Annotated in this window: 19 protein-coding genes; 7 read left to right on the top strand and 12 right to left on the bottom strand. The window is 35.3% G+C overall.

What is annotated here, in order from left to right; translation table 11 throughout:
- Positions 1–134: 134 nt before the first annotated feature.
- From HRU49_RS00765 to HRU49_RS00745, 5 genes are read left to right on the top strand one after another with little or no spacing between them, the layout of a single operon-like run.
- Positions 135–1304, top strand: a complete 1170-nt coding sequence (locus HRU49_RS00765) for a 2-isopropylmalate synthase (protein WP_296353140.1) — start codon at positions 135–137, stop codon at positions 1302–1304.
- Between the two features lie 6 nt (positions 1305–1310).
- Positions 1311–2696 carry a 3-isopropylmalate dehydratase large subunit gene (gene leuC, locus HRU49_RS00760; protein ID WP_296353138.1) on the top strand — a complete coding sequence of 462 codons (1386 nt, stop codon included), beginning with the start codon at positions 1311–1313 and terminating at the stop codon, positions 2694–2696.
- Positions 2696–3286 (top strand): 3-isopropylmalate dehydratase small subunit, encoded by a 591-nt coding sequence (gene leuD / locus HRU49_RS00755; RefSeq protein ID WP_296353136.1) that lies wholly within the window; start codon positions 2696–2698, stop codon positions 3284–3286. The genes leuC and leuD overlap by 1 nt, the downstream gene beginning before the upstream one ends.
- Before the next feature lie 9 nt (positions 3287–3295).
- On the top strand, positions 3296–4414 hold the full coding sequence (leuB, locus tag HRU49_RS00750) for a 3-isopropylmalate dehydrogenase (RefSeq protein ID WP_296353134.1): 1119 nt from the start codon (positions 3296–3298) through the stop codon (positions 4412–4414).
- Positions 4415–4420: 6 nt separating this feature from the next.
- The gene (locus HRU49_RS00745; protein WP_296353132.1) at positions 4421–7003 is read left to right on the top strand and encodes a phosphoenolpyruvate carboxylase; all 2583 of its coding nucleotides are present in this window, start codon (positions 4421–4423) and stop codon (positions 7001–7003) included.
- Positions 7004–7235: 232 nt separating this feature from the next.
- Here HRU49_RS00745 and HRU49_RS00740 read toward each other — a convergent pair whose 3' ends face one another.
- The 3 genes from HRU49_RS00740 to HRU49_RS00730 all read right to left on the bottom strand — a co-directional run bounded on the left by HRU49_RS00740 (position 7236) and on the right by HRU49_RS00730 (position 10123).
- Positions 7236–7538: a P-II family nitrogen regulator gene (locus HRU49_RS00740; protein WP_296353130.1), complete on the bottom strand. Its 303-nt coding sequence runs from the start codon at positions 7536–7538 to the stop codon at positions 7236–7238.
- Between the two features lie 210 nt (positions 7539–7748).
- Positions 7749–9023: an ammonium transporter gene (locus HRU49_RS00735; protein ID WP_296353177.1), complete on the bottom strand. Its 1275-nt coding sequence runs from the start codon at positions 9021–9023 to the stop codon at positions 7749–7751.
- A gap of 71 nt (positions 9024–9094) precedes the next feature.
- Positions 9095–10123, bottom strand: coding sequence for a porin (locus tag HRU49_RS00730; protein WP_296353129.1), 1029 nt, complete (start codon positions 10121–10123; stop codon positions 9095–9097).
- A 442-nt stretch (positions 10124–10565) separates the two neighbouring features.
- Between HRU49_RS00730 and gltB the strand changes: the two genes are divergently transcribed.
- Together gltB and HRU49_RS00720 are read left to right on the top strand one after the other, a co-directional pair.
- Positions 10566–15068: a glutamate synthase large subunit gene (gltB, locus tag HRU49_RS00725; RefSeq protein ID WP_296353127.1), complete on the top strand. Its 4503-nt coding sequence runs from the start codon at positions 10566–10568 to the stop codon at positions 15066–15068.
- Positions 15069–15071: 3 nt separating this feature from the next.
- A complete protein-coding gene (locus HRU49_RS00720) occupies positions 15072–16538 on the top strand; it encodes a glutamate synthase subunit beta (RefSeq protein ID WP_296353124.1) in 1467 nt (488 codons plus the stop codon).
- A gap of 79 nt (positions 16539–16617) precedes the next feature.
- Here HRU49_RS00720 and argH read toward each other — a convergent pair whose 3' ends face one another.
- The 9 genes from argH to HRU49_RS00675 are packed head-to-tail and all read right to left on the bottom strand — an operon-like array spanning position 16618 to position 25379.
- The gene (argH, locus tag HRU49_RS00715) at positions 16618–17892 is read right to left on the bottom strand and encodes an argininosuccinate lyase (protein ID WP_296353122.1); all 1275 of its coding nucleotides are present in this window, start codon (positions 17890–17892) and stop codon (positions 16618–16620) included.
- Positions 17889–18950 carry a M20 family metallo-hydrolase gene (locus tag HRU49_RS00710; protein ID WP_296353120.1) on the bottom strand — a complete coding sequence of 354 codons (1062 nt, stop codon included), beginning with the start codon at positions 18948–18950 and terminating at the stop codon, positions 17889–17891. The genes argH and HRU49_RS00710 overlap by 4 nt, the downstream gene beginning before the upstream one ends.
- Positions 18947–19723, bottom strand: a complete 777-nt coding sequence (gene argB / locus HRU49_RS00705; protein WP_296353118.1) for an acetylglutamate kinase — start codon at positions 19721–19723, stop codon at positions 18947–18949. The genes HRU49_RS00710 and argB overlap by 4 nt, the downstream gene beginning before the upstream one ends.
- A gap of 1 nt (position 19724) precedes the next feature.
- Entirely contained in the window at positions 19725–20660 is a 936-nt protein-coding gene (locus HRU49_RS00700) for an acetylornithine carbamoyltransferase (RefSeq protein WP_296353116.1), read from the bottom strand.
- A 1-nt stretch (position 20661) separates the two neighbouring features.
- Positions 20662–21789 (bottom strand): aminotransferase class III-fold pyridoxal phosphate-dependent enzyme, encoded by a 1128-nt coding sequence (locus tag HRU49_RS00695; protein WP_296353114.1) that lies wholly within the window; start codon positions 21787–21789, stop codon positions 20662–20664.
- Complete coding sequence (gene proC, locus HRU49_RS00690) at positions 21786–22586, bottom strand: pyrroline-5-carboxylate reductase (RefSeq protein ID WP_296353112.1); 801 nt, start codon at positions 22584–22586, stop codon at positions 21786–21788. The genes HRU49_RS00695 and proC overlap by 4 nt, the downstream gene beginning before the upstream one ends.
- Before the next feature lie 11 nt (positions 22587–22597).
- On the bottom strand, positions 22598–23575 hold the full coding sequence (gene argC / locus HRU49_RS00685; RefSeq protein WP_296353109.1) for an N-acetyl-gamma-glutamyl-phosphate reductase: 978 nt from the start codon (positions 23573–23575) through the stop codon (positions 22598–22600).
- A 2-nt stretch (positions 23576–23577) separates the two neighbouring features.
- Entirely contained in the window at positions 23578–24759 is a 1182-nt protein-coding gene (locus HRU49_RS00680; protein WP_296353107.1) for an argininosuccinate synthase domain-containing protein, read from the bottom strand.
- Positions 24756–25379 (bottom strand): GNAT family N-acetyltransferase, encoded by a 624-nt coding sequence (locus HRU49_RS00675; RefSeq protein WP_296353104.1) that lies wholly within the window; start codon positions 25377–25379, stop codon positions 24756–24758. Before HRU49_RS00675 ends, HRU49_RS00680 begins: the two co-directional genes overlap by 4 nt.
- Between the last annotated feature and the right edge of the window lie 182 nt (positions 25380–25561).

The following is a 25561-nucleotide window of genomic DNA, read 5'->3' as shown; positions in this document are numbered from 1 at the left end:
TATTAAGTATTTGACTGTGAGGTTTTTAATGTATGTTTTTGGTTTTGAACATCGTAAAATCTATCGGAGGGTCCAAAAAATTGAAAAAACCATACCCTAACTTCGTTAGACAATACTAATCTTTATTTTGTTAAATGTCAAATAACGCTATTCAAATATTCGATACTACGCTTCGCGATGGTGAACAAGTGCCTGGTTGTAAACTTGATACTCAACGAAAAGTATTAATTGCAGAGCAACTAGACATTTTAGGTGTAGATGTTATCGAAGCTGGTTTTCCTGTGTCGAGTCCAGGTGATTTTAAATCTGTAGAGTCTATTTCAAAAATCGTAAAAAATGCTACCGTGTGTGGATTAACCCGATCTGTAGAAAATGACATAAAAGTGGCCGCTGAAGCTCTAAAGTATGCTAAGAAACCTAGAATTCATACTGGAATAGGTACATCAGATTCTCATATTTTACATAAATTCAAAACAACAAAAGAAGATATTTTAGAACGTGCTTTTGCAGCAGTAAAGTATGCAAAGTCTTTTGTTGAAGATGTAGAGTTTTATGCGGAAGATGCCGGTAGAACTGATAATGAATATTTAGCTAGAGTGTGTGAGGTTGCCATTAAGGCTGGTGCCACAGTGCTTAATATTCCAGATACCACAGGCTATTGCTTACCAAGCGAATATGGCGCTAAGATTAAGTATTTAAAAGAAAATGTAAAAGGCATAGAAAAAGCCATTTTATCATGTCATTGCCATAACGATTTAGGTTTAGCAACTGCTAATTCTATAGAAGGTATTATTAACGGTGCAAGGCAAATAGAATGTACTATTAACGGTATTGGAGAACGCGCAGGTAACACTGCTCTAGAAGAAGTTGTGATGATTTTAAAACAGCATCCTTACCTCAATTTAGATACCAATGTAAATACCTCAATGCTTTATGGTATGAGTCAGTTAGTAAGTGATAGCATGGGAATTTATACACAGCCAAATAAAGCTATAGTAGGTGCAAACGCATTTGCACATAGCTCAGGAATCCATCAAGATGGTGTCATAAAAAATAGAGAAACTTACGAAATAATAGACCCTAAAGATGTCGGTGTTACTGAGTCTGCTATAATTCTTACTGCAAGAAGTGGGAGAGCTGCATTAGCTTACCGTGCTAAAAAAATAGGTTATGAATTAACTAAATTGCAACTTGATGAAGTTTATGCTAACTTTTTAATATTTGCCGATAAGAAGAAAGAAATTAATAATGATGATATTCATCAAATCATTGAAACAAGCAAAGTATATCAGGAAATTATTTGAGCTTAGATGAGTAAAAAAACACTATTTGACAAAGTATGGGATTCTCATGTTGTCGATAGTATAGAAAATGGTCCACAGATTTTATACATCGACAAACACTTAATCCATGAAGTAACAAGTCCGCAAGCTTTCAACGAATTAGAAAATCGCGGAATTCCTATTTTTAGACCAAATCAAATTGTTGCTACTGCAGACCACAATACACCGACTTTAAATCAGGATCAACCGGTTAAAGACGCCCTGTCGCGTCATCAGTTAGAGCAACTTTCAATTAACTGCAAAAAGAACAATATAACCTTATATGAGTTAGGCCATAAGTATAATGGTATTGTCCATGTTATGGCCCCAGAACTTGGCATTACGCAACCCGGTATTACTATGGTATGTGGTGATAGTCACACCTCTACTCACGGTGCTTTTGGAACAATTGCTTTTGGTATTGGAACCAGCCAAGTTGCTCAGGTATTTGCAAGTCAATGTTTGTTATTGACTAAACCAAAAAGTTTAAGAGTAACTGTAAATGGTAAACTAAAAAAGGGAGTGCTTCCTAAAGATGTTATCCTTTACATCATTTCAAAGCTCGGCACAAACTCAGGAACAGGTTATTTCTGTGAATACGCAGGAAATGTTTTCGAAGAAATGAGTATGGAGGGTCGAATGACTGTCTGTAATATGAGCATAGAAATGGGTGCGCGTGGAGGCATGATAGCACCTGACCAAACTACGTTTAATTATATTAAAAACCGAGAATTTGCACCAAAAGGTGAAGCTTTTGAAAAGAAGGTCGCCTATTGGAAAACACTTCCAACAGATGAAGGGGCCGTCTTTGACAAAGAATATCATTTTGATGCTGCCGATATAGAACCAATGGTAACCTACGGTACTAACCCTGGTATGGGAATTAAAATCTCTGACACCATTCCTGTTGAAGAAAATCCATCTTTTAAAAAGTCATTGGCTTATATGGATTTTGAAGCAGGAGAGAGCCTGATAAATAAGCCTATTAATTACGTTTTTATAGGAAGTTGTACCAACTCAAGAATTGAAGATTTTAGGGTAGCTGCAAACTTTATTAAAGGAAAGAAAAAAGCTGACAACGTTACCGCCTGGCTTGTACCGGGTAGTAAACAAGTTGAAACTCAAATTATAGATGAAGGATTAAAAGATATTTTTACAGAAGCTGGTTTTGAGCTTCGTCAACCTGGCTGCTCTGCCTGTTTAGCAATGAATGATGACAAAATACCTCAAGGTGAGTATTGTGTCTCAACTTCTAATCGAAATTTTGAAGGACGACAAGGACAAGGTTCTCGCACCATTTTAGCGAGCCCACTTGTAGCAGCTGCTACTGCAGTTGAAGGAAAAATAATAGATATCACAAAACACTTAAATTAATGGAAAAGTTCAGGACATTAACATCTACAGCCATTCCGTTAAATATAGAGAATGTTGATACAGACCAAATTATACCTGCGCGCTTTTTAAAGGCGACAGATAAAAAAGGATTTGGCGATAATGTATTTAGAGATTGGAGGTTTCATAAAGATGGATCAATAAACGAATCATTTATTTTAAACAATAAAGTCTACAGCGGAAGCATTTTAATTGCTGGAGATAACTTTGGTTGTGGCTCTAGTAGAGAACATGCTGCATGGGCTATTGGTGGATATGGATTCAAAGTAGTAGTTTCAAGCTTCTTTGCGGACATATTTAAAGGCAATGCACTTAATAATGGTTTATTGCCAGTTCAGGTTTCAAAGGAGTTTTTAGAACACTTATTACAAGACGTAACATCCCATCCAGAGACCTTAGTGAAGGTAAATCTAGAACAACAAACCATTGCAATTGAAGGAAGTGATCTCTCAGAAATGTTTGCTATTGATCCTTACAAAAAAACCTGTATGATAAATGGGTATGATGATATTGACTACCTAATTAATAATAAAAAGTTAATTGAAGCTTTTGAAGCTAACAAAATTTATTAAGCCTTAGATATGAAGTTAAATATAGCAGTATTACCAGGTGATGGCATCGGTCCAGAAGTGACTGATCAAGCAGTAAAAGCACTTAAGGCTATAGCCTCTGAATTTAATCATAGCTTTACATTTAAAAAAGCAGATGTTGGAGCTATAGCTATTGATAAATACAATAATCCATTACCCGATGAAACCCTTGAATTGTGCAAAACGTCTGATGCGATTTTATTTGGCTCTATTGGTCATCCAAAATATGATAATGATCCAAGCGCTAAAATACGTCCGGAACAAGGGCTACTTAAACTAAGAAAAGAATTAGGCTTATTTGCCAATATAAGACCAGTGAAAGCTTATGAAACGCTGCTGGATAAATCTCCTTTAAAAGAACATATTATTAAGGGGACTGATATTTCAATTTATAGAGAACTTACGGGTGGTATTTACTTCGGTGATAAACATTTAAGTGAAAATGGAAACGTTGCCTCAGATTTATGTCTCTATTCGCGTGAAGAAATTGAACGCATAACACACTTAGCTTTTCAAGCCGCTCAAAACAGAAAGGGTAAAGTTACCTTGGTTGACAAAGCAAACGTTTTAGAGAGCTCAAGGCTCTGGAGAAAAGTTGTTGGTGAAATTGCGCAGCAATACCAAGATGTAGAATTAGACTTCTTATTTGTTGATAATGCAGCGATGCAAATGATTCTAAACCCAAAGCAATTTGATGTTATTTTAACTGAAAATATGTTTGGTGATATTATTAGTGACGAGGCTAGTGTTATTGGTGGATCTATTGGATTATTAGCCTCTGCTTCAGTTGGAGAGACATATGCAATGTTCGAACCTATTCACGGATCATATCCTCAAGCTACTGGTAAAGGCATAGCAAATCCTATTGCTTCTATTCTGTCTGCTGCTATGCTTCTAGAGCATTTTGAATTGTTTTTAGAAGCGCAATTAATTAATAAAGCTGTTGAAAAATCTTTAAAACTAGGTATTTCAACACCAGATATTAACGACAATCACGATAATGTAACAACAAGTAAAGTTGGAGAGTTTATTGAAGATTTTATCAATAATCCAAATGACAGTAACATGAACTTTACCAATATTCATCTCGGTCAATCAACTATCATATAAATTAAAATGCCAACACAACCTAAACTTACAAGATTCAATCAAAGTGTATTGTCTAAATATCAGATATATAACAGTATATTTATGACACTTCCTTTCGATACAATTACTAAAACAGGTGTTTTACTACCCTTGTTTCATGAAACTTGTAAAAACGGATTTTCCAATCAAGAAGACCCAACTACAATAGTAGATACATTTTTTAAGAAGTACCAGGCAAGACGATCCCCAAAGAGCCGTATTAATTTACTTTTTAGGTTTATACAGTATATCGAGCGTCAAGTAGTTTTGTTTGATGCTATTGAAGATGCTGCCTTCCCTGTGGTGAATAATATGGATGGTATTGGCACCCTAAGAAGTTTAAAAGAGTCTGTCGCAAAGGAGGGTAAATTGGATACTCTTAAAAAATACTTAGAGGAGTTTAAAGTAAGAATTGTTTTAACAGCACATCCCACTCAGTTTTATCCAGGATCAGTTTTGGGTATTATTACAGATTTAACAGAGGCCATTCAAGAAAATGATCTGTTAAGAATAAATAATTTATTAGCACAATTAGGCAAGACACCATTCTTTAAACATAAAAAACCAACTCCATATGACGAGGCGGTTAGTTTAATATGGTATTTAGAAAATGTCTTTTATAAATCTTTTGGGAAAATTTACGATTATATCCAAGAAAATATCTTCGAAGGCAAGGAAATTGAAAATGATATTATCAATATTGGATTCTGGCCAGGAGGAGATCGCGACGGCAATCCATTTGTAACACCAGAGATAACACTTAGTGTTGCTGAACGATTGCATTCAACTGTCATAAAAAACTATTACAGAGACGCACGCCGTTTAAGACGAAAATTAACATTTGTTGGTGTAGAGGAACGCATAGTTGCATTGGAGACAGAACTCTGGAAAATCATAACCAATAAAGAATCTAATTTAACTATTGAACATTTCATCTCAGAAATGAAAGTCATTAAGGATTTACTAATCAATAAGCACCAGTCACTTTATGTCTCCGAAGTCAATAGCTTGCTTAATAAAATTCACTTATTTGGGTTTCACTTTGCTAATCTAGACATCCGACAAGACAGTAGAAAACACGCCCAGTTTTTTAATGATATGGTTAATGCCTTAATAGAAAACGGTAGTTCTGTCTTTCCAGAAAACTATCATGATTTATCTGAAAAGGAACAAATTAAAATACTTTCTAAGGTAAAGGGTGAAGTCGATTTATCTATAATTAAAGATGAAGAGACCCTTAAAGCCTTAAAAACCATGAAAGTGATAAAGATCATTCAAGGGAATAATGGCGAGAAAGCTGCCAATCGTTATATCATAAGTAACAACCAAACTACTTTAAATGTAATGCAATTGTATGCCATGCTAAAATTAGTGGCATTTCAAGATGAACTAACTGTAGATATTGGTCCTCTTTTTGAAACTGTAACAGATTTACAAAATGCACCTACGGTTATGGAAGAGCTATATACAAATCCAGAATATGCTGCACATTTGAAATCTAGAGGTAATAAACAAACCATTATGCTTGGCTTTAGTGACGGTACTAAAGATGGAGGTTATTTAATGGCAAATTGGGCCATTTATAGAGCTAAAGAAAATTTAACAGCGATTTCGAGAAAGTATGGCATTAAAGTCATCTTTTTTGATGGACGTGGTGGACCACCTGCTCGTGGAGGTGGAAAAACGCATAACTTTTATGCCTCATTAGGTCCAACCATCGAAGATGAAGAAGTACAATTGACTATTCAAGGACAAACGATTAGTTCAAACTTTGGAACTTTAGATTCCTCACAATACAACTTAGAACAATTAATAAGTTCTGGTATTTACAATAGTATCAGTGATACAGATCTAAGTATGACGCCTGAAAACAGAGTTGTTATGACTGACTTAGCTGAACGGAGTTATAAGGTGTATTCAGATTTTAAAGCACATCCAAAGTTTATACCGTATTTAGAGCATATGAGTACTTTAAAGTATTACGCTAAAACTAATATTGGTAGTAGACCCTCTAAACGTGGAAAATCTGATGGATTAGTATTCTCAGATTTAAGAGCTATTCCTTTTGTTGGATCTTGGAGTCAACTAAAACAAAATGTCCCTGGATTTTTTGGTGTAGGTTCTGCCTTAAAGTACTATGAAGACCATGGAGAATTTGAAAAGGTAAAGATCTTATTTAAAACATCTGATTTCTTTAAAACACTTATTGAAAACAGTATGATGTCTCTATCTAAATCCTTTTTTGATTTAACAAGATATATGGCAGATGATGAAGAATACGGAGACTTCTGGAAGATTATTTATGATGAATATGAAACCTCTAAACGCCTTATTCTTAAATTGACTGGTTATTCTGAATTAATGCAAGAAGAACCTGCAGGTAAAGCATCAATTAACGTTAGAGAATCCATTGTTCTACCCTTATTAACGATTCAACAATATGCCTTGAAAAAGATTCAGGATATGGAAAAAGCTGGGATTAAACCAGACAATGAAGAAATGAAGATTTATGCTAATATGGTAACACGGTCATTATTTGGTAACATTAATGCAAGCCGTAATTCTGCGTAGTAATAAAAAATACTTTTACTGAGGCCCATTTAGTTTTAATATTGAATGGGTCTTTTTTAATTTTCAGATTAAAAAATTTAATTCTCTTACTAATGCAAAGAAAACCCTCTAAATCAAATCACCTTAGAGGGTTTAACTAACAAAAATGAATTTAGCTAATAGCTAAAAACAATATTGTTGAGTCTCTTTATAGTGTCTTTATCAAACGCCTAAATTTGATAAAACAAGACTATTATCTTAAAGTTCTTGATCCTTTTTCCTTAGTTCGAATTTTATATATTTCATCTATTGAGGAAATAAAAATCCTCCCATCACCATCGTCCCCAGTGAATGCAGATTGAAGAATTGCTTTTATAGTAACTTCTTCAAAATCATCATTAACCAAAATGGATAGATACAATTTTTTAAACGTATCATTTTCATCTAATACCGCATTAACTTCCCAGTAAGAGAAAAACTTAACCCCAACATCATGTAATGCAGATTTAACTTCTGGAAACTTAGGCTGTTTAATTATTGCTTCTATCTTTTTCATATGTTTATTGCATTAACTGAAATATTAATTAGAATAAAGAATCAATCTGGTAGATTTAAAGATTTACAATGTCTAATTGATATAATACAAGTTTTATTGATAATTTAAAATGCAAACCCTCGAAAGTTTATTCCGAGGGTTTTGCTAACAAAACTAAATGATATGATCAATTTTAAAATCTTTGTAAAGTTTCATTATTTTATATAAAATCTATTCTCCTCTATCTCTCTTACCGGGGTAAGCAATAGTTCCATGTTCAGCCAAATCTAATCCTTTTTCTTCAACTTCTTTACTTACACGCAATCCAATTGTTTTCTTTAAGGTAAATAAAACGATCCATGATAAAGCAACAGCCCAAACAGCATATGCTAAAGCACCTAAAGCCTGTACGCCAAGTTGCGTAATACCACCTCCATTGAATAAACCAATACCTGTGTCACCGTCAATTCCCCATAATCCAATAACTACAGTTCCCCATACACCTACTACTCCGTGTACAGAAACGGCACCAATAGCATCATCTATTTTTAATTTCTTCTCAATAAATTCGATAGAGAATACAACTAAAATTCCACCTAATAAACCGGCTAAGAAAGCACCTTGAGAAGACATATTTCCACATCCAGCAGTAATACTCACTAATCCAGCTAAAGCACCGTTTAAAGTTTGCGCTAAATGTGGTTTTCCGTACCAAATCCAAGTAGTAATTAATGCCCCTAAACCACCAGCTGCAGCTGCGATATTTGTAATTAACACTACATTTGAGGCTCCAATGGCATCTGCACCTCCCCAAGCTAATTGAGATCCACCGTTAAATCCAAACCAGCCTAACCAAAGAATGAATACACCTAAAGTCGCTAAGATTTGATTATGTCCAGGTATTGGTAATACTTTTCCATCAACAAATTTTCCAATTCGCGGTCCTACCAAAATAGCAGCAACTAAAGCAGCCCATCCACCTACAGAATGAACAATTGAAGATCCAGCAAAGTCAATGAAACCTAATTCTGTTAACCAGCCTTCGCCTTGCCATTGCCACCCACCTGAAATAGGATAAATTAAAGCAGTCATTACTACAGAGAAAATAACATAAGTAGAATATTTTGTTCTACCAGCTATGGCACCAGATACAATTGTTGCAGCTGTTGCAGCAAACATTGTTTGGAAAAATAAATCCGCACCTTCACCTTGAAATAAACCACTCCAGAAGAACCATCCGTTAGAAGTGTCACCATACATTAAAGAATACCCTACTAACCAATACGTTAGTGATCCAACACAAATATCAAGTAAGTTTTTCATTGCGATATTTACCGCATTTTTTGATCGTGTCATCCCAGATTCAACAAGGGTAAACCCTGCTTGCATAAAAAATACTAAGATTCCCGAAAGAAGCATCCAAAGCATCCCTAAGTCACCGTTGATTGCCGATACAGCATCTTCAATGTCCTTTGTTGTCGCTGGAACAGCTTCTTGAATCGCCATAAATTTTGGCAATATCATTAAAAAGTTGTCAGTCATAATTATTTGTTTTTGTTAGTTAAATTTTTGTAGTACTAGAACTTATAGACAGCAGCTATCAAGAAAGAACCCAAACTCTTTGTTGCAGCTAAATCATTATCTATAAACGCATCATCGGAGGCACTATCCAGTCGTATTTCTGGCTTGATGATTAAATCATCTTCAATTGTAAAACTTCCTGTTAATGTTGCAGCAATAACACTAGTATCTGCAACTCCAGAACCAATAGCACCAAAATTTTCATCTTCAGCAAAGTACTCCACTCTTAAACCTATTGCAGACGTATCGGAAACAGTGTACTGAGGATATAAAGCCGCACCCATAAATCCACCTGCATCATCTTCTAAACTTAAATAAGCCGCGTTAATCCCTAAAAAGAATTCATCAGAAAGGTTGAATCCCCCGGTAAAATCAATTTCAAAAAATGATGGATCATATAATAAGTTCAAATACTGGTCTTTGTAACCTAATTGGGCACCAGCAGCATAATCACCTGTTGGATTAAATTCAGTTAAATCCGTGTCATTAAAAACACCAACCATTAAGCTTAAATCATCTGATAAAGCAAAGTCTGCTTTTAACCCTGTATGACTAAAAGGACCATAAGAGAAAAGATAAGATGTACTATAATTAAAGTTAGCTACAGGTGAAATAACCTCATAACCCAAGAACGTATTGAAATTACCAAAGGTTAAGGTTACACTTTCATTTACATTCCAGTAGGCGTATAATTGATTTACAATGTTCCCTGTTGCAGAATACATTGGTGAGGCAAAAATGGCGTCTGTTCCTCTAGGACCAAAGACTAAATCAGCAACAAATCCAATCTTCTCTCCTTCATAAGAAGCAATAATATTAGCCATACCAAGAGAGAAACCTGGCAAATTGGCAAAAGACGATCCTGGGGCAATAGCATCTTCATCATTTGGAGCAGTTAAGTTAGCCCTATAATAAGCGTCAATACTTCCACTAAAACTAAATGACTTTTTTTCTTCTGTCTCTTCTTCCTGTGCAAATAATCCAAATGCTAAAGAGAACATACATAAGGTAAACATTTTTTTCATAATTCAATCTGTTTTAAACGTTAGTCAATGGTCAAAACTATTTTATTTTATTTAATACCCCTAAAAAAAGGGGGTATATTAGACTATTTTTATTATTTTCTCATTTTACACCCATTTTATTTTGAGGTATAATTTTTTATAATGATTTTTTTTAAAATTTAATAATTTAAAAAATGAATAAAATTCATATTTTTATCATTTTCATTAAATTATTCTTATTAAAATGAATTTTTCGAAAACGTTTTCGTAATTTTTTAAGTCTATTTATAGATTAATCTCATTATGAATTTTGCATTTTTCGTCCATTTAATTTCCATTTTTTCATTTACAAATCACTTAATTATGGATATGAGAAAAGTGAATTGACTTTTTTTTTAATCAAATTCTTGCGTCTATCTTAGAGCTAATAATAGGAGTAGAATACTTGCGAAATTTTTGAGATATGCTGAAGAAACAAGGTCTTTATTTGCCCGAATTTGAACATGATAATTGTGGTGCTGGTTTTATTTGTAGCCTTACTGGAAAACGTTCAAATGATATCATACACAAAGCGTTAGAAATTTTAGTGAAATTAGAACATCGTGGTGCAGTTAGTTCGGATGGTGTTACTGGAGATGGTGCTGGAATTTTAATTGATATTCCACATAAGTTTTTTAAGATTTTTTGCGAATTCGAGTTGCCGAAACCAGGGCAATACGCAGTAAGTAATGTGTTCTTACCAAGAAAAGAAAATCAACGTCAATTTTGTATTGATGTTTTTGAAAAAGAAATCGCTAATCAAGGACTAAAATTATTTGGCTGGAGAGATGTTCCTGTAAACAGTAAAATTCTCGGTGAAATTGCCAAATCTACAGAACCGTTTGTTAAACAAATATTCATTGGCAAGTCTCACCCAGAACAAACCGACAAAGCGTTTAATTTAAAACTTTTTGCTGCACGTAAAATTACAGAACACACTATTTATAATTCTAAACTTTCAGAATCTAAAGTCTTTTATGTTCCTAGTTTGTCAACAAAAATTATCATTTATAAGGGATTATTAAAGCCAGAGCACATCAACGAATATTATCTAGATCTCTTTAATTCGGCATTAGATACCAGGTTAGCACTTGTACACCAACGTTTCTCAACCAACACCTTCCCAACGTGGGATTTGGCTCAACCATTCAGATACATATGTCATAATGGTGAGATTAACACCCTTAGAGGAAATGTCTCTCGAATGTTTTCACGCGAAGAAATTATGCGGAGTGAGGCGTTTGGTGATGACATTAAAAGAGTTATACCGACCATTTTAAAAGGTAAGTCGGATTCAGCAACCTTAGACATGGTTGTAGAATTACTCTTAATGACAGGGCGTTCTTTGCCAGAAGCAATGATGATGCTTGTTCCAGAAGCTTGGGAAAAAAACCCAAATATGTCTGATGCTAAACGCGCATTCTACGAGTATAATTCTTGCTTAATGGAACCATGGGATGGCCCAGCTTCTATACCATTCACAGATGGTAATTACATCGGAGCAGTTCTGGATAGAAACGGTCTACGTCCATCGCGCTATACCGTTACAAAAAGTGGAAATGTTATCATGTCCTCAGAAACAGGTGTAGTTGATATTAAACCAGAGAACGTTGAATTTCATGGAAGGCTAGAACCAGGGAAGATGTTCTTGGTAGACATGAATAAGGGAAGAATTGTAAATGATGAGGAAATAAAAGAAGAAATAGCATCTAAATACCCTTATAGACAGTGGCTCAATAAAAACTTAGTTCACTTAAAGGATATTTCTGCGAAGAAAGGGCCAATATTATATGATGAAATAGATTTAAAAAAGCGAGAAATAGTCTTTGGTTACACCCGAGAGGATTTAAATACCATCATCAGACCAATGGCGCAACTAGGTAAAGAACCTATTGGATCCATGGGTAGCGATGCGCCAATTGCGGTATTATCTGAACGTCCACAATTAGTCTACAATTATTTTAAACAGCTCTTTGCTCAGGTTACAAATCCACCATTAGATGGTATTAGAGAAGAATTGATTACTGATATTAGTTTAACCCTTGGAAGTGATGTTAACCTATTTGATATCAATGCAACTCATTGTAAGAAACTGAAAATTCAAAATCCTGTCATTTCTAAACATGATTTAGACAAGATCAGAAATTTTGACTCTAATCCAGATTTTCAGGTCACTTCAATTTCAATGCTGTATGAAGTTAGTAAAGGTCTAAATGAATTAGAAGTTGCTCTTGAGAATCTTATTGCGCAAGCTTCAAAAGCCATTGACGATGGTACTAATATCATTATTTTGTCTGACCGTTATGTTAATGAAAATCAAGCACCTATTCCAGCGTTATTAGCTTGCTCTTATGTTAATCACGCGCTACATAAATTAGGAAAACGCTCACAGGTAAGCATCATCATCGAATCGGCAGAACCACGCGAGGTTCATCACTTTGCATTATTATTTGGTTTTGGCGCAAGCGCAATTAACCCTTACATCGTTAACGAGATTGTTCAGGAACAAATTAACAGCAAGGACGTCACTGATTTAGAATATTTAACAGCAATTAAAAACTACAATAAGGCCATTGGAAAGGGTATTTTAAAGGTGATGAATAAGATTGGTATCTCAACCTTAAATTCGTATCGCGCCTCTCAATTGTTTGAATGTATTGGAATAAATACAGCAACTGTTCAGAAGTATTTTCCTAATACACCAACACGAATTCAAGGTGTTGGCTTAAGAGAAATTGAACAAGAAATTGTAAAACGTCATCGTAAAGCATTTCAAAAGGACGACACACATATTGATATCCAAGTTGGTGGAGATTACCGTTGGCGTCGAGGTCAGGAAAAACATATGTTCAATCCGCTTACTGTAGCAAAACTCCAAGAGGCAGTTCGCACAAATAAAGCTACGACTTATAAAGAATACTCTCAACTCGTTAATGATCAATCTAAACATTTAATGACCATCAGAGGTCTCTTTGAGTTTGATCAATTTGACCCAATTCCTCTTGATGAAGTTGAGCCATGGACAGAAATTGTAAAGCGCTTTAAAACTGGAGCTATGTCTTATGGGTCTATTAGTAAAGAAGCGCATGAGAATTTAGCCGTAGCCATGAATAGAATTGGTGGTAAATCCAATTCTGGAGAAGGCGGTGAGGATCAAGAACGCTTCTATAAAAGTTCTCAAGGAGACTGGAGAAACTCTGCTATAAAGCAGATTGCATCGGGTCGATTTGGAGTCACTTCAAATTACCTGACCAATGCTAACGAAATTCAAATAAAAATTGCACAAGGAGCAAAACCTGGAGAAGGTGGTCAATTGCCTGGCCCAAAAGTTAATCGTGAAATTGCGAAAACGAGAAATTCAACTCCCTATGTAGGACTTATTTCGCCGCCACCACATCACGATATTTACTCTATTGAAGATTTATCACAATTAATATATGATGCTAAATCTGCAAATAGAGCAGCACGTATTAATGTAAAATTAGTATCAGAAGTTGGTGTTGGAACTGTTGCTGCTGGTGTTGCAAAAGCCAAAGCAGATGTCATTCTTATTTCTGGCTTTGACGGTGGAACAGGAGCGTCTCCTTTAACATCTTTGCGTCATGCTGGTTTACCTTGGGAATTAGGTATAGCAGAAGCACAACAAACCTTGGTTATGAATGACCTACGTAACCGAATAGTTTTAGAATGTGATGGTCAATTAAAGACCGGTCGCGATGTAGCCATCGCCTGTTTACTGGGTGCTGAAGAATTTGGTTTTGCTACTGCTCCTCTTGTGGCATCAGGATGTATTATGATGCGTGTGTGCCATTTAAATACATGTCCTGTAGGTATTGCAACGCAGAATCCTGAACTTAGAAAGAAATTTAAAGGCAAGCCAGAGCATGTTGTTAACTACATGTATTTTGTAGCACAAGAGTTGCGTGAAATCATGGCTAAACTTGGTTTCCGAACAGTGAATGAAATGGTAGGTCAGGTTCAGAAATTAAACCGAAATAAAGCCATTGAACATTACAAGGCTTCTGGTATTGATCTAACACCAATACTGCACAAAGTAGAGGTTTCAGAAGATGTAAAACTTTACAATACTGATACACAAGATCATAATCTAGAAACGCATTTAGATTTTAAAATAATACGTCAAGCACACCAGGCTTTGTTTAGAAGACAGCGCACAGATTTAGAGTTACCTATCACCAATATAGACCGTGCGGTGGGTGCGATTGTGAGCAATGAAATCTCTAAAATATATGGTGCTAATGGCTTACCAGAAGACACTATTAATATTGACTTTACAGGATCTGCCGGTCAAAGTTTTGGAGCCTTTACTACTAAAGGCGTAAGTATGACTGTTCATGGTAATACCAATGATTATCTAGGAAAAGGTTTATCTGGAGGTAAGTTGATCATTAAAGTACCTAAAGAATGTACGATTGTACCTGAGGAAAATATCATTACAGGTAATGTAACATTATATGGTGCAACCAGTGGAGAAGTTTATATAAACGGTAAGGCCGGTGAACGTTTTTGCGTTCGTAATTCAGGAGCCAAAGCAGTAGTAGAAGGTATTGGAGATCATGGTTGTGAATACATGACAGGCGGTGTTGCTGTGATCTTGGGGTCTGTAGGTCGCAATTTTGGAGCCGGTATGAGTGGAGGTATAGCTTACGTTCTAGATAGTGATAACACTTTTGAATCTTTTTGCAATTCCTCTGAATTAAATATTGATCCGGTTAGCACAGTAGAGGATCAAGTTCAACTAGAACAGTTGGTTGAAAACCACTTTTTAGCGACAGGTAGTCCTTTGGCTAGACGTCTTTTAGATGATTGGAAAAATACACTTCCAAAATTCAAAAAAATACTTCCAGAAGAGTATAAGCAAGCTTTATTAAGATTAGAGAAAGAAGAACAATTACAAACAGCTTAAGTCATGGGAAAGGTAACAGGATTTTTAGAATTTGAGAGAGAAAACGAAAGCTATATTGCTCCAGAAAAACGCATAAAAGACTATAAGGAATTTATGATTCCGCTAAAAGAAGAAGGGCTTAAAAATCAAGGAGCACGTTGTATGGATTGCGGTATTCCGTTTTGCCATAGTGGTTGTCCGCTTGGGAATTTAATTCCTGATTTTAATGATAAGGTGTATAAAGGAAAATGGAAAGAGGCCGCAGAAATTTTACATAAAACCAATAATTTCCCTGAATTCACAGGCAGATTATGTCCAGCACCATGTGAAGAAGCATGCGTTTTAGGTATTAATGAAGATCCTGTGACCATTGAGAATATTGAAAAAAATATTGTCGAAACAGCTTTCAAAGAAGGTTGGATTGCTGCAAATCCACCTAAAGTAAGAACCGGAAAATCAGTGGCTGTAGTAGGTTCTGGACCTTCTGGATTAGCAGCAGCACAACAATTAAACAGAGCTGGCCATAATGTTACTGTTTTTGAACGTGATGAAAAGATTGGAGGCTTATTACGCTATGGTATTCCTGATTTTAAAATGGAAAAACATGTCATCGATAGACGTCTTAAGATTTTAGAAGAAGAAGGTATTGTATTTAAGACAAATGCTCATGTTGGAGGGAATGTCGACGCTAACAGACTAAAGGATGAGTATGATGCTATTGTACTTTGTGGTGGTGCCACTGTAAGACGCAGTATCCCGATTCCAGGATCTGATTTAAAAGGTGTTATACAAGCCATGGACTTCTTGAAATTAAACAACCAATATGTAGATGGTTTAACTGATTTCGAGTCTATTATTTCAGCAGAAGGTAAGGATGTAGTTGTGATTGGTGGAGGTGATACTGGAAGTGATTGTATAGGGACTTCTAACCGTCATGGTGCTAAATCCGTAACTAATTTTGAAATTCTAAGCAAACCTACTGAAGGACGTCCTACACATCAACCATGGCCTTATTGGCCAATGAAATTGAGAACAAGTTCTTCTCACAAAGAAGGTGTAGAACGCTTTTTTAGTATTTCTACCAAAGAATTTTTAGGCGATGGTAAAGGCCATCTAAAAGGTTTAAAAACAGTTGAAGTTGAATGGTTATTCACCAAAGGTGAACGACCACAACTTAAAGAAATTGAGGGCACCGAAAAGGAATGGAAATGCGATTTGGCCTTACTGGCGCTTGGTTTTACAGGATCAGAAACCACCTTAGCTGAACAATTTGGGTTAGAAATGGATTTTAGAACTAACATCCAAGCAACAACTAAAGATTATGCCACAAACGTACCAGGTATTTTTGCTGCAGGAGATATGCGTCGTGGACAATCCTTAATTGTTTGGGCCATTTCAGAAGGTCGCCAAGCTGCACATCATGTAGATGCCTATTTAATGGGTGAATCTCATCTGCCTTTAAAAGATGACAGCGATTTACCACGTGTCTAAATAATGTACTACTAGTCTTTGTTTTAGGGTAAGGGCTATAAATTCTAGTAGGTCAAAAAAGCATCCTTTCGGATGCTTTTTATTTTGGATACTTAGCTCGTATTTCATCTAAACATAAATTACCCATACTGCCAATATGTGTATGTGGTTTACCTAAATCTGGCTTATAAGTATCGTTTTGTACTTGGCTACCAATCTCTTGATAAGCCTGTCTAAAGGACATGCCTTCTACCACAAGGTTATTAATACTGTCAACAGTAAAAAGATATTTATATTTTTCATCTGTTAAGTCTACATCCTTAACTATGATTTGTTGAATTGCATAATTAAAAATATCCAAAATGTTCTTAAGGTCTTCAAAGGCACTAATCATATGCTCTTTAAGCAATTGAAAATCTCTATGGTAACCACTAGGTAAATTGTTGGTAATGAGTAGCATTTCAGTATGTAAAGCTTGAATCTTATTGCATTTTCCTCTAATCAATTCAAAGACATCAGGATTCTTCTTATGTGGCATAATACTACTTCCTGTTGTGAGTTCGTCTGGAAAACTAATAAACCCAAAATTCTGGCTCATATACAAGCAAATATCCATTGCAAAACGCGCCAGAGTGTTTGCTAAACCACCTAAAGCGCTAGCGATAGATCGTTCACTTTTTCCTCGACTTAATTGTGCTGCGACAACATTATACTTTAAGGTTGAAAATTGAAGTTCTTTAGTGGTTAAATTTCTATCAATTGGGAATGAACTTCCATATCCTGCTGCCGATCCTAAGGGATTTTGATCTACAATTTTTTCAACGGCATTTAATACATGCACATCATCAATCAAAAGTTCAGCATAAGAAGAAAACCAAAGTCCAAAAGACGATGGCATGGCAACTTGTAAGTGCGTATAGCCAGGCAATACTGCATCTTTATGTGTAGCCGCCAAGTTTAATAGTGTATCAAATAGCTCTTTGACTCTTTTATTAATCTCCTTTAAACTATTTTTATAATACAACTGTAAAGCCACTAAAACTTGATCGTTTCTGGAACGTGCTGTGTGAATTTTTTTACCAACATCTCCCAAAGTTTTTGTGAGTTCGTATTCGATTTTAGAATGCACATCCTCAAAGGTGTCTTCTATTATAAATTCACCGTTTTCGATTGCATTTGAAATTCCTTCTAAGCCATTTTTCAATTGTTCGAGTTCTTTAGAGTTTAAAATTCCTATAGACTCTAACATAACAGCATGTGCCAAAGATGCTTGTACATCATATTTGGCGATATGCAGATCAATTTCCCTATCATTGCCAACAGTAAATTGTTCTATTTTTCTATCGATTGTAAATCCTTTTTCCCAGAGTTTCATAATACCTGATTTAACATTTTTATATAGATATCTATACCTTCTTCAATTTCCGATATATAAATATACTCGTCTGCTGTATGAGAACGTGTGCTATCACCTGGACCTAATTTCAGAGATGGACAGCTTAATACGGCTTGATCGGACAAGGTAGGTGACCCATAAGTCTCTCTACCTAATTTTATTCCAGCTTTCACCAACTCATGATGAATCGGAATTGCCGATGAATTTAATCTCAAACTTCGCGCTTCAATGCTAGTACAAGGAGACTTCTGCTTAAGTATCTCAGCAATCTCGGCATTACTATACCTATCATTAACACGAACATCAACAACCAAATCAACCTCTGACGGTACGGCATTATGCTGTTTGCCAGCATTGATTTGAGTGACAGTCATTTTAACATCTCCAAGAACAAGTGACTTTTTATCGAACTTAAACTCTTGAAACCACTTTAATACATCGATGGTATTATAAATGGCATTATCGTCATTTGGATGTGCTGCATGACTTGCAGTACCTTTTACTTTGGCGTCAAAAACCACCAAGCCCTTTTCTGCAACAGCAAGCTGCATTAAGGTCGGTTCACCAACAATGGCAACATCAATTTTTGGAATCACAGGTAACATACTGTTTAATCCATTTGGACCACTACTTTCCTCTTCTGCTGAAGCCACAATAACAAGATTATAGTTGAGGTTTCTATTTTCATAGAAATATGTAAAAGTTGCTAGTAGCGACACCAAACATCCTCCAGCATCATTACTTCCTAAGCCATATAATTTATCCCCTTCTACTATAGCTTGAAACGGATCTTTAGTATAACCGTTGTTTGGTTTAACCGTGTCATGATGGGAATTTAAAAGAAGTGTCGGTTTACTGTCATCGAAGTATTTATTGAAAGTCCAAACGTTATGTGCTTGCCTTTTAAATGGAATCTTATGATTTATAAACCACTGCTCAATCAATACCGCTGTATCACCTTCTTGTGATGAAAACGATGGAGTCTCAATTAATTGCTTCAATAAGGCAATAGCATCTTTGGTTAATGTCTTTATCATTTTATAAGTGTTGTATAAATTGAATCTGATTGAAATAGCATACTAGGCTTGCCAACACAAACCTTACTCACATTTTTTTCAATAGCATTAAAACAATTGGTGAGCTTAGGCAACATGCCATCAGCTATTATATGCTCTTCAATTAGTTTTTGATAGTACTTAGCATCTATAGTTTCAATTACAGAATCATTATCTGAAACGTCCTTTAAAACGCCATTTTTTTCAAAACAGTAATACAATTCCGTTCTGAAATTTTTGGAAAATGCAATGGCTAATTCAGAAGCAATTGTGTCTGCATTGGTATTAAGTAGTTGTCCTTTTTTATCATGAGTTATAGCGCAAAAAACAGGGGTAATTTTGTTATCTATTAGTAAGTCTAGACTATCCGTATTCACAGCCTTAACATCTCCAACAAACCCAAAATCTATCTGATTGATTGCTCTTTTTTCAGTAATAATAGTATTACCATCAGATCCGGTTAATCCAATAGCATTACATTGATTGGCTTGTAACTGTGCTACGATTGTTTTATTTATTTTTCCTGCGTACACCATTGTTACAATATCTAGGGTTTCTGCATCTGTAATACGTCTGCCATTATGCATTTTAACTGGCACTTCTAACCGCTCTGTCATTTTGGAAGCCAACTTACCTCCACCGTGTACTAGAATTTTAGGACCTTCTAGTGTTGCCAATTGTTTTAAAAAGTCAGATAATGCTTTTTGATCGTCAATGATGTTCCCACCTATTTTTATGATTTTTAGTGTTTGCATTTTAAAGGTTCTCTAAAATATTTTTTAATACAATCTGCGCAGCATATGTTCTATTGTTAGCTTGCTCAATAACCACAGATTGTGCACTATCTAAAACGGCATCTTCTACCACAACATTTCGTCTTACTGGCAAACAGTGCATAAACTTGGCATCTCCTAACTTAGCTTTAGTCATCATCCAATCAGCATCTTCAGTCAGTATCTTCCCATAATCGCTGTAACTGCTCCAATTCTTGACATATACAAAATCGGCATGCTTTAAAGCTTCGTTTTGATTGTAGTTCACTTTACTATCCTTAACAATTTCAGGGTTTAGCTCATACCCTTCTGGATGCGTAATTTCAAACTCTATATCTAGTTGTTGCATCATCTTTACAAATGAATTTGCTACAGCCTGTGGTAAGGCTTTGGGATGTGGTGCCCAAGAGAGCACAACTTTAGGTTTCTTAACTTCAGTTAATTCAGAAATTGTAATGGCATCTGCTAATGCCTGTAATGGATGTGCTGTTGAACTTTCCATATTTACAATAGGAACTGTGGCATAAGATTTAAAACTACTGAGTATAAGCTCAGATTCATCTTTGTCCTTATCCTTCAACGTTGGGAATGCTCTGACCGCAATAATGTCTGCATACTGTGAGATCACTTGTGCTGCCTCTTTAATATGTTCAGAAGTATCGAGATTCATAATTGTGCCATCTTCAAATTCTAAATTCCAGGCATTGTCAATGTTTAAAACCATGACATCCATACCTAAATGCTTTGCTGCTTTTTCTGTACTTAAACGTGTTCTCAAACTTGAATTGAAAAAGAGCATGACCAAAGTTTTATGCTTTCCTAAATCATCAAAAGCATAGGGATCTTTTTTAAGAGCCTTAGCGTCAGCAATACATTGCTGTAGATTTTCTATATCGTAAATAGATGTATAATGTTTCATATTATTTTAATTCTGAATGCAATGCTTCAATAAGCATATCTATATGGCTTTTCTTTACCGTTAAGGGCGGTAAAATTCGAATAAGGTTTGGGTTCTTCGAGCTCCCTGTAAAAATGTGATGTTTAAAAATGAGCGTTTTTCGTAATTCAGAAATCGGAAAATCGAACTCTAAGCCTAACATTAAACCTCTCCCTTTTATAGCTTTAAGTTTTGGAAGCTTCTTAGCCTGCTCCATAAAATATTCAGATATATCTGTGGCATTATTCATTAATTGTTGTTGGTCTAAAACCTCCAATACTGATAAAGTTGCAGCACAGGCTAAATGATTCCCTCCAAAAGTTGTTCCCAATAATCCGAATGACGCTTTTATCTCAGAGTAAATCAATATACCGCCAACAGGGAATCCATTACCCATGCCTTTAGCTATTGAGATGATGTCTGGAGTGATCTTGTGCTTTTGAAAGGCGAAGAATTCACCAGTTCTACCAAAACCAGATTGCACTTCGTCTGCAATTAATAAAGTGTTGTAAGTCTTACATAATTGCTCTAAACCTTGATAAAATGCTGTAGTACTCTGATCTAATCCACCAACGCCTTGAATACATTCAACTATTATAGCACAAGTTTGGTTCTGTTTAAGGATAGCTTCTACAGATTCTAAATCTCCTAGGTCGACGAAATCAACCTTTTGTTGTGCATTCAAAGGAGATATAATTTTTCTGTTATCCGTTGCTGCAACTGCTGCCGATGTTCTACCATGGAATCCATTTTTAAACGCTAAAACTTTTGACTTTTGCGTATGGAATGACGCTAATTTCAATGCATTCTCATTAGCTTCTGCACCAGAATTACATAAAAATAATTCATAGTCATTACATCCTGAAACGACTTTCAGTTTATTAGCTAATTCTATCTGCAAAGGATTAACTATAGAATTACTGTAAAACCCTAATTGTTCCAATTGATTAGTAATGGCAGTGACATATTTTGGATGTGAATGCCCGATAGAAATAACCGCATGACCGCCATAAAGATCGAGATACGATTGTCCCTGGTCGTCATATATATAGACATCTTTGGCCTTAACTGGAGTTACATCATACAACGGATATACATTAAATAAACTCATATCTGTTCTTCTTTTATTGTATTAATCTTTTTGAATGATGTTACCATACCTTGAATTAAGGAAGAGCTCAAGCCCTTGTGTTCCATCTCATTCAAACCTTCAATGGTGCAACCCATTGGTGTTGTAACTTTATCAATCTCTTCTTCAGGATGATTCCCAGTTGTAATTAATAAGTTAGCAGCTCCTTCACTCGTGTGCATCGCCAATTCTTGGGCTTCCTTGGCATCAAAACCAAGCTGAATCGCCGCTTGTGTTGTGGCTCTAATCAAACGCATCCAAAAGGCAATACCACTTGCGCAAACAACCGTTGCGGCTTGCATTTGTGATTCTGGAATAGTCAATGAGTGCCCAAGTCTGTTAAAAATAGCCGCCGCTATTTTAATGCGCTTTTCACCATTTGCATTAGCACATAAACAGGTCATGGATTTACCAACTGCAATAGCCGTATTTGGCATAGCTCTGATAATAAAATTCTGCTCACCAACCTCAGCTTCAATTTTTGAAATGGTAAATCCGGTTATTGTGGATATTAAAACATGCTTCTCCGTTAAATACGGATTTATCGTTTGAAGAATTTCTTCAAAATGAGCAGGTTGAACAGCAAAAATTAAAATATCTGAATGCTTAACGGCCTCTATATTGTCTGAAGTTAAAAAGACATTTTTATACCCTTTAAAACTTTGTATATCACTCAAATTTCTTTTGGTAAGATAAAGTGAGGTTATAGCGTCGGTAGTTATCAAGCCTTTTGCTATAGATTTTCCTAAGTTTCCTGTTCCTATAATTGCAATTTTCATAATCTATGGTTTTAGAAGAAGTTGGCTTTTAGGTTTAATCCTTCAGTTTCATTAAATCCAAGCATCAAGTTCATATTCTGTACAGCTTGACCTGAAGCTCCTTTTAGTAGGTTATCTATTATACTTGTGATTAATAGCTTTTCATTATGCTTATGTAAATGAATGATACACTTGTTAGTATTCACTACCTGTTTTAAATGCACTGCCTCTTCTGAAATAAAAGTAAAGGCTGCATCCTTATAATAGTCTTGATACAACTGGGTAGCATCATCTATTGTACCTTCATAATCTGTATATACCGTTGCAAAAATGCCTCTTGAAAAATTACCGCGATTAGGAATAAAATGTACGTTAGACTGAAAGCTATTTTGAAGCCCATTTATGGTTTGTTCTATTTCACCCAAATGTTGATGTGTAAAAGGCTTGTAATAGGAAAAGTTATTGTCGCGCCATGTAAAATGTGTTGTTTTAGACAAAGAAGTTCCTGCGCCTGTTGCACCAGTAACTGCATTAATATGAATATCATTGGTTAATAACTCAGCATTGGCGAGCGGTAAAACTGCCAATTGAATAGCTGTAGCAAAACACCCAGGGTTTGCCACAAAATTTGAGGTTTTAATTCGCTCTTTTTGAAATTCTGGTAAACCATAAACAAAGGATTTATTCTCAAATGTCTGGCTAGGCTCCAGTCTAAAATCATTACTTAAATCAATGACTTTAGTATGACCAGAAAAGCTATTTTGCTCTAAAAATGCTTTGGAATTTCCGTGACCCAAGCACAAAAAGAGAACATCTACATTCGAATTAATTTCGCTAGTAAAACCAATTTCAGTTGATCCAATCAAATCCTGATGCACTTTAGAAACTTTATTACCAGCATTAGATGTGCTAAAAACGAAATCAATTGAAACCTGATTATGATTTAACAAAAGTCTGATCAATTCTCCAGCGGTATATCCTGCTCCTCCTATAATTCCTACCTTTATCATTACTATGAATTTACGTGGTGATAGATTCTATTTTGATTACCATTAATTTTGATAAATCCTTTGACCTCATCTGCGGTCCAGCCTTTATTGTCTTCACCATAACTTCCAAATTTGGCATTCATTAAATCATTAGGTGAGGCTATACCATCCAAGGAAAAATGATACGCCTTTAAGGAAACAAAAACACTTCCAGAAACCTTGGATTGACTGTTCTTTAGGAAAGCTTCTATATCTCGCATAACAGGATCTAAATATTGTCCTTCATGCAAATGCATTCCATAAAAACTAGATAAGTACTCCTTATGCTGTAGTTGCCATTTTGTTAGGGTATGCTTTTCTAATAAATGATGCGCTTTAATAGTAATTAAAGCTGCAGCTGCTTCAAAACCTACACGTCCTTTAATCCCAACAATGGTATCACCAACATGAATATCTCTACCAATGGCAAATTTGGAAGCCACTTTATTTAAATACGCTATACAATGCTGAGGTTCAGACTTAAATTCATCAACTCCAACCAATTCACCTTCTTTAAAATGAAGCTCAATATTTTGTGTTTCGTAGTTTTCTAATTGAGATGGATATGCATACTCAGGTAAAGGATTTTTAGAAGTTAGCGTTTCTTCTCCTCCAACACTGGTTCCCCAAAGCCCTTGATTAACGGAGTACTTAGCCTTTTCCCATTGCAAATCAACACCATTTGCTTTGAGATAATCAATCTCTTCCTGTCTGCTTAATTTACCATCTCTTATTGGTGTTATAATTTCAATATCTGGCGCTAAAGTTTGGAAAATCATATCAAACCTTACTTGATCATTCCCAGCTCCAGTACTGCCATGAGCTATAAATTTAGCATCAATGTCATTCGCATATTTTACAATTTCAATGGCTTGAATTATTCGTTCTGCACTCACGGATAATGGATAGGTATTGTTTTTGAGAACATTACCATAAATGAGGTGTTTAATTACCTTATTATAATATGAACTAATGGCGTCTATATTCTTGTAGGTAGATACACCCATTTTATAGGCATTAGTTTCAATGCTTTTGATTTCTTCTTTTGTAAAACCTCCTGTATTAACACTAACAGCATGCACATCATAACCAGCTTTACTCAAACTCAATGCACAATAAGAGGTGTCTAATCCACCACTATAGGCTATAACTAATCTATTTTTCATGTCTTATCCTTTTTAAGGAATCGAGATTGCTTGATGCTTTTTAATCTCGTCCATACTTTTTTATCATATTTATGATTTGAACTTTCTTTACCTTTTTTCTTGCTTGGATCGTACAACATTCCTGTACACAGACACATCTTTTGCTCAGTACGTTGAAGTACATCGTAATTTTTGCAAGTCTGGCAACCATTCCAAAATGATTGATCATCAGTAAGCTCAGAGAAAGTAACAGGCTTATAACCCAAATTACTATTCATCTTCATTACTGCTAATCCTGTAGTTATACTAAAGACTTTGGCGTTAGGAAATTTAGTCCTTGAATGTTCAAAAATGACAGTCTTAATTTGCTTAGCTAAACCTTGATTTCTAAAATCAGGATGAACAATTAATCCTGAATTGGCTACAAACTTTCCATGACTCCACGATTCGATATAACAGAAACCGGCAAATTTGTTGTCTTTTAGTGCTATCACAGCATTCCCATTTTCAATTTTAGATATGATATATGTTGGCTGGCGCTTAGCAATACCAGTACCTCTTACTTGCGCAGCATCTTCAATGGTTTTGCAAATTATATCTGCATATACCGTATGTGACTTATCAGCAATAACAATTTTCATTGCAATTGTGTTTTAGTGTTAAAATGTGTTTTGAAATGTTTTGAAAAGGGAACCGGACTCACCTAGGTTCCAAAATAAATACATACCCTTACGGGCGACGGAAAATAGGACGTAACCTTCTGCTGTTATTGCGAAGAACAACAGTGCTAAAAATAAATATGAAGGTTAATACTAACAAGCTA

This window comes from Winogradskyella sp., from assembly GCF_013213975.1.
Classification (GTDB): Bacteria; Bacteroidota; Bacteroidia; order Flavobacteriales; family Flavobacteriaceae; genus Winogradskyella.
This window is presented reverse-complemented; position numbering and strand designations above follow the sequence as displayed.